Genomic DNA, 6,605 nt, shown 5'->3' with positions numbered 1-6,605 from the left:
GTTTTTAATTCATTTTTCACGATTTATCTCTCCAGCCTGTTTGGCAGTTATAAAGTCAGAACACACCCAACAATTTTTACCATAATTATTATGCATCTTTCCGCTAAAAGCAATAGCCATCCTTATTTTAATAATACTAACCTTTAACGATTAGCTTATCCCGGCTATATAATATACTAACACTTAAATTATAAGGGTGAGCTTATGAGAGAAGATAGATTGTCATCCTATCTGCGCAGTTTGATAGTTGGAGCTGAAACGCCGGTTCCGCTGGCTGGCGGCGGGTGCCGTACGGCTATCAATTTTGATAATGCAGCCACTACGCCGCCGCTTAAGCCTGTAATGAAAGAGATTATGGATTTTGCGCCTTGGTATGCCTCTATTCATCGTGGTGCCGGGTATAAGTCGATATTATCCTCGGATATGTTTGACAAGAGCCGTGAAATTATAAAAAAATTTGTTAAGGCCGATCGTGATAAGGATATTGTTATTCATACCAAAAACACTACAGAAGCAGTTAACCTGTTGGCCTATAGTCTGGCTAAACCGGGAGCCGACGATGTTGTTATTTCGACAGATATGGAGCATCTGGCCAACGATTTGCCATGGCAGGGGAAGTTCAAAGTCGACTATGTGGCTATCGATCAGTACGGCCGGTTGTCGCTGGCCAGTCTGCAGGAAAAGCTGACTAAATACCGGGGGCGGGTAAAGCTGGTTGCTGTCTCAGGTGCATCTAATGTTACAGGGTATATCAATCCTGTGCATACTATTGCCCGAATGGCTCATGAACAAGGTGCTAAGATATTTGTTGACGGCGCCCAATTGATACCGCATTGCTCCTTTGATATGAAGAATCATGGTTCCGCCGAGCATATCGATTATTTAGCCTTTTCGGGCCATAAAATGTACGCGCCGTTTGGTGGGGGAGTACTAATTGGACCAAAGGCGGCATTTGTGGATTGTGAGCCGGTCTATAAAGGCGGGGGAATTGCTAAGTTGGTGACCCGCAATTTCATTGACTGGGATAGTCCGCCCTTTAAAGAAGAGGCCGGCACGCCTAACGCCATGGCAGCCGCAGCTATGGTGGCCGCTATTAAGACACTGGACGAAATTGGCCTTGATTTGATTCATTGTTATGAACAGAACTTAATAAACTATGCTATCGATCGTTTGCGCTCGATACCAGGTATTGAGCTGTACAGCTGCTGCGAGCAGAATGAGAATCGTGTAAGTCTGATTTCGTTTGTTATGCATGGTATGCACCACAAGCAACTGGCCGACATACTTTCAGCTGAGGCCGCGATATCAGTCCGCAACGGGCTTTTCTGTGCTCACCCTTATGTTGTGAAGTTATTAAAGTTAAGTGATGATGATATTAATTACTACTATAATAATCCGAATGCCAGATTTCCGGGGCTTGTCAGAATTAGCCTGGGTATATATAACAATTACCATGAAATCGATGTTTTGATAGCCTTATTAAATGATATTGCCCGCAATAAAAATTATTATAAACAAAAGTACAGTCGAAACCGACAAGGCAAGGAAAATTCGTTATACCAAGAATGGCTAGCGGCTTCGCGGCGCAGACTACCTTAGGCCATATCGAGGTCGAGACCATCTGTGACGCAAAGAAACCTAAGGGAACATTAACTGTTTCCTTGGGCTTTTTGCGCGCTTTTAGGGCTATGTCATTTAGCTGCCAGTTTAATCAAGTGGCTTTTGGGAACTTTACAAATAAATTTGTCCGCAAGCGCTAAGATGTTTCATTATTCGAAAATTGGATTATGTATACTTGATTGCTAACCTATGGTATAATATCGGCTATCGCGCTAAACCATTTAATCAATAGAGGTGTTGTAATGGATAGTTTTTTCAAGCTGCGAGAACGGGGGACAAGCGTTAGCAATGAGTTTTTAGCAGGTGTGACTACCTTTTTGACAATGGCTTATACCGTGGTAGTTATCCCAACCGTTCTAAGCACTACCGGAATGGATTTTAATGGAGTATTCTTAGGTACCTGCCTAGCCTGTATTATTGGTACCTTAATCATGGCGATTTTTGCTAATTATCCTATTGTAATTGGGCCTGGTCTTGGACTTAATGCGTACTTTGCCTATAGCGTAGTTAAAGGATCGGGCTATGAGTGGCAGGTGGCGCTGGGAGCTGTTTTTTTAGCCGGTATCGTTTTTATGCTGATCTCACTTACCCGGTTTCGATCAATATTACTTGACGCTATTCCTGAAAGTCTAAAACATGCTATTACAGCCGGCATTGGTTTGTTTGTTTCGTTCATCGGCCTGCAAAATGCTAAAATTGTTGTAGCTTCGCCGGCGACACTGGTGACACTGGGAAAACTGACCGAACCAATGGCCTTTCTCACAGTGATCGGTCTGATAATATCGTTAGTGCTAATGGCTTATCGTGTTAAGGCGGCACTGGTTGTCGGTATGGCGACAACCTCACTGTTTGCTTATTATAAGGGTTTACTTGTTCTACCGGACCAGTGGCTGATAATGCCGGGCGGCCTTGCGACAACCGCATTGCAGTTAAATATTGCCGGTGTTTGGCAGCAGGGCCTATGGTCAGTCTTCTTCACATTTTTGTTAATAACCTTATTTGATACAACCGGCACTTTACTGGGGATTGCCGAACAGGCTGGCTTGATGAAAGATGGCAAGCTTCAGCGGGCGCAGGGGGCCTTTATGGCTGACGCTACCGGCACCGTTGTCGGTTCGCTGTTGGGTACAAGCCCGACGACAGCCTACATAGAATCAAGCTCAGGCGTAGCCTCGGGCGGACGTACCGGCATTACAGCTATAGCGGTTGCTGTCCTGATCGGTATCACAATGTTCTTTTCGCCGGTAGCAAAGATGCTTTCGACAGTTCCGGCGGTAACGGCTCCGGCGTTGATTATAGTCGGCTTTTTCATGATGGCCGGTCTAAGGGATATTGACTGGCAAGACCTTGAAGAAGCCTTCCCGGCTTTCCTGGTGGTAATCTCTATGCCGCTTACTTATAGTATCGCCACCGGTATTGGCATCGGCTTTATCGTTTATCCACTCCTTAAAATCGTGCGGGGTAAGGCCAAAGCTGTTCACCCCATCTTGTATCTATTTATGGTCTTGTTCCTGATTCAAATTGTATATGTAGGTTAGCAGTAGAAAAAGACAAGGACGCAAGGGCGGTTAATAACCAATCCCTTGCGTCCTTTACTATTACTTGCCGAAGTATCTGTCGAGCAGACCTTTGAAAGCGGCGCCATGGCGGGCTTCATCTTTACACATCTCATGGACGGTATCATGAACAGCGTCAAGATTAAGTAATTTAGCTTTCTTAGCAAGATCAAGTTTACCTTCACATGCGCCGTATTCAGCTTGAACTCTAAGCTCAAGGTTTTTCTTGGTAGAAGGAGTTACCACTTCGCCCAGCAGCTCAGCAAATTTAGCCGCATGCTCAGCTTCTTCCCAAGCAATACGCTTGTAAGCTTCGGCAACTTCCGGGAAACCTTCGCGGTCAGCTTGACGGCTCATAGCCAGGTACATGCCAACTTCGGTACATTCGCCGAGGTAATTCATTTTGAGACCTTCAACGATTTCTTTATCAACATCAGCAGCTACGCCTACTCTGTGTTCGTCGGCCCAATTCATAGCGCCTTCAGTGTGCTCTTTGAATTTGGAACCGGGCGCTTTACATTGCGGACAGGCCAGCGGAGCGGCGTCTCCCTCATGAGTATAACCACAGATTGTACAAACGAATTTTTTCATTATGTATCTCCCCCTAATAATTATTATTAATTAATAGTGTTTACAACATTATAATATCATGTTATAAGAATTTGTCAATAGAGGATAATTAATCTTTTCTAAAAGAGTTAAAATCTTCAAGCACAAAAATATAGCTTTAAGCCCAAGAGGGTTATGGAGAAGAATAAAATGAGCTGAACGTTGTTGTTCAGCTCATTTTATTTTATTAAGTTGCATAATATTACCCGGCTGCAAAGGCAATGTTTCTAATTTCGAAAGGGGCAATTTCGCAGGCGCAATAAGGGCAAAGCGTCAAGTCGTCTGTGTCGTCTAGGTAGAAAAAGTAATGGCAATTATCACAAGTGTATTTTTTCACATTGACAATATTTTGAGCCATACTAATACCTCCCTATGATTATATTTGTTATTTTATTCACTTGCTTCCTTGTTCAAATCATAACATACTTTCAAGGGGGTTGTAAATACTTTCTTAATATTCTGATAATAATATACAGCATACTTGAATTCAGGTATACAAAATTAAACGTGCCTGACATCTTACAAGCAGTTTAATTTATCAGTTAACTGTTCATAATGTTAACATGAGCTAATTACTAAAGGAGGTGGGCCTGTTTCTCGCCAGAGTAACAGGACATAGTGGAGTTAGCAGCAATAGTATTTAATATAGTTCTGGTTTTTTTTCTAGTGGCCCTAAATGGTTTTTTTGTAGCCGCTGAGTTTGCTATGGTTAAGGTTAGAAGTACACGGTTAGATACCTTAATTATGGAAGGCAATGCGCGAGCTAAATATGCCAAGAATATTACCGATCACTTGGATTCATATTTATCGGCATGTCAGCTAGGGATAACGCTGGCTTCATTGGGATTAGGTTGGGTCGGTGAGCCGGCTGTCGGCGCTATGATTGAACCGGCATTAACGTCGCTAGGTCTGCCAAGCGATGTTATTCATACCATTTCATTTGCAATAGCTTTTTCAATCATAACAGCCCTTCACATAATTATTGGCGAACTGGCGCCGAAATCATTGGCAATTCAAAAATCGGAAGGCGTAACGCTATGGACAGCTATGCCTCTCATAGGTTTTTATAAGCTAATGTATCCGTTTATCTGGGTATTAAATGCAATATCCAATAAACTGCTAGGGGTATTTGGCGTCGAAGTCGTCGGCGAGCATCAGGCGGCTCACACCGAAGAAGAAATCCGCATACTCATGGAGGAAAGCCATAAGCAGGGGTATATTGACCAAACTGAATTGACTTTCGTAGATAACATTTTCAACTTTGCTGAACGTCACGCCCGGGAAGTTATGATTCCTAGGACTGATATGGTTTGTTTATATGTGCAAAATTCTTTTGAAGAAAACTTGGAGATTGCGCTGACCGAAGAATTGACAAGGTATCCGTTGTGTAACGAAGATAAGGACAATATAATTGGCTTTATTCATATTAAGGATTTATTAAGCGCCGCCGCCCGCGGACAGCATCCAAATATTCGTGATCTGGTGCGCAGTGTTGTCGCTGTACCTGAATCAATGGCTATCAGTGATTTGCTCAAGCTGCTCCAAAAGGATCGTGCTCAATTGGCTATCGTGGTTGACGAGTTTGGCGGCACAGCAGGGTTGGTGACTGTTGAAGATATTCTTGAAGAAATCGTCGGCGAAATACAGGATGAGTTTGATGAAGAACGCCCCCTGATTGAGAACAGGGGGCCGGATGAGCATTCAGTCGACGGAAAGTTGCTAATTGAGGAGGTTAATAATGCACTAGGGCTCAAACTAGATTCTGAAACCTTCGATACGATGGGGGGGTGGATTTACTCCCGCATTGAGATGCCGCCCCAAGTTAATCAGAAAATAGTCCATGAAGGACATGAATTTATTATTGAAGAAGTCGACAATCGCCGGGTTAATCGAGTACTAATCAGGAAATTAGCCGAAGAGCCGACAATTATTGAAATAGATTAATTATCTCACTTTGTACGCAGAGCGTTATAGGCCGTGGCTGACAGATTAGCAATAAAGTTGCTGGCATACTTCTCGGTATTTTTCGAGGTTGTATAAATACTAATGAGAATACGATTTTTGCCATCGTCAACAATGCCGACATCGCACATCATTCCCGGGAGTTGGCCGGTTTTGTTCATAACCTTGCTTTTTTGCATGAAACGGGGAATTTCGTCGCGCCAGATTGTATGAGCCAGCTCTTCTTTTAAAATTACCGACAGCTCTTTGCCAAGGTAGTTTTCGTTATAGATGGCTTTAAAAACAACACTCATTTCATAGGGGGTCGTTACACTATGATAGCCGTATCGGGAAAACGCCTCGCGACTATGGATCCGGGTTTGTTTTAACTGCAGATCGTTGAGTACTTGTGTCAAGGCTGCTGGTTTTTTGGCTTCTATTTCATCCAACAATGCATAAAATGCCGGGTTATCGCTTATGACCATCATGTCTTTGATATGCTGGTCATATTGTTTTTTCTTGGTCGCTGAGGCTTCGGGGTAAAGATATTTATAAACAGCTAAGGCCACAACTAACTTGTGAGTAGAAGCGGTAGGGAAAACGGTATCAGCATTTATCCTAATGGATTTTCCGGTGTCGAGGTTTTCGGCATAAATGCCGGCTTTACCGTCAAAGCGGTCGATTGCGGTGCTAATTTTATTTGTCATCCGGGCTGTATCATCTGCGGGCTGGGTCGGCGCCGCTTCAGTGTTTTGCGGCGGTGCCGGCTCGGGAGTATATTTCTTTTGCGGCGTCATATTACAGCCGGTAAATATAAAGATGGCAAGCAGCAAAAATAGCAGGTGTCTGGTCAAGTATATCCCTCGCTTTAGTTAAAGT

At 43.5% G+C, this 6,605-nt stretch carries 6 protein-coding genes; 3 read left to right on the top strand and 3 right to left on the bottom strand.

The window, feature by feature from the left end; translation table 11 throughout:
- Nucleotides 1-204: 204 nt before the first annotated feature.
- A complete protein-coding gene (locus GX348_07690) occupies nt 205-1,599 on the top strand; it encodes an aminotransferase class V-fold PLP-dependent enzyme (GenBank protein NLP42066.1) in 1,395 nt (464 codons plus the stop codon).
- Between the two features lie 263 nt (nt 1,600-1,862).
- On the top strand, nt 1,863-3,158 hold the full coding sequence (locus GX348_07685) for an NCS2 family permease (protein ID NLP42065.1): 1,296 nt from the start codon (nt 1,863-1,865) through the stop codon (nt 3,156-3,158).
- 60 nt (nt 3,159-3,218) lie between these two features.
- Here GX348_07685 and GX348_07680 read toward each other — a convergent pair whose 3' ends face one another.
- Together GX348_07680 and GX348_07675 are read right to left on the bottom strand one after the other, a co-directional pair.
- On the bottom strand, nt 3,219-3,767 hold the full coding sequence (locus tag GX348_07680; GenBank protein ID NLP42064.1) for an NADH peroxidase: 549 nt from the start codon (nt 3,765-3,767) through the stop codon (nt 3,219-3,221).
- A gap of 220 nt (nt 3,768-3,987) precedes the next feature.
- Nucleotides 3,988-4,143: a hypothetical protein gene (locus GX348_07675; protein ID NLP42063.1), complete on the bottom strand. Its 156-nt coding sequence runs from the start codon at nt 4,141-4,143 to the stop codon at nt 3,988-3,990.
- 260 nt (nt 4,144-4,403) lie between these two features.
- Between GX348_07675 and GX348_07670 the strand changes: the two genes are divergently transcribed.
- Complete coding sequence (locus GX348_07670; GenBank protein NLP42062.1) at nt 4,404-5,729, top strand: HlyC/CorC family transporter; 1,326 nt, start codon at nt 4,404-4,406, stop codon at nt 5,727-5,729.
- A 5-nt stretch (nt 5,730-5,734) separates the two neighbouring features.
- On the opposite strand, the gene GX348_07665 is transcribed toward GX348_07670, so the two are convergent.
- Nucleotides 5,735-6,523 (bottom strand): serine hydrolase, encoded by a 789-nt coding sequence (locus GX348_07665; protein NLP42061.1) that lies wholly within the window; start codon nt 6,521-6,523, stop codon nt 5,735-5,737.
- Nucleotides 6,524-6,605: the final 82 nt, after the last annotated feature.

This window comes from Veillonellaceae bacterium (genome assembly GCA_012523975.1).
In the GTDB taxonomy this organism is placed as follows: Bacteria; Bacillota; Negativicutes; order JAAYSF01; family JAAYSF01; genus JAAYSF01.
The sequence above is the reverse complement of the archived record's forward strand: the minus strand, read 5'-3'. Positions and strand labels throughout refer to the sequence as shown.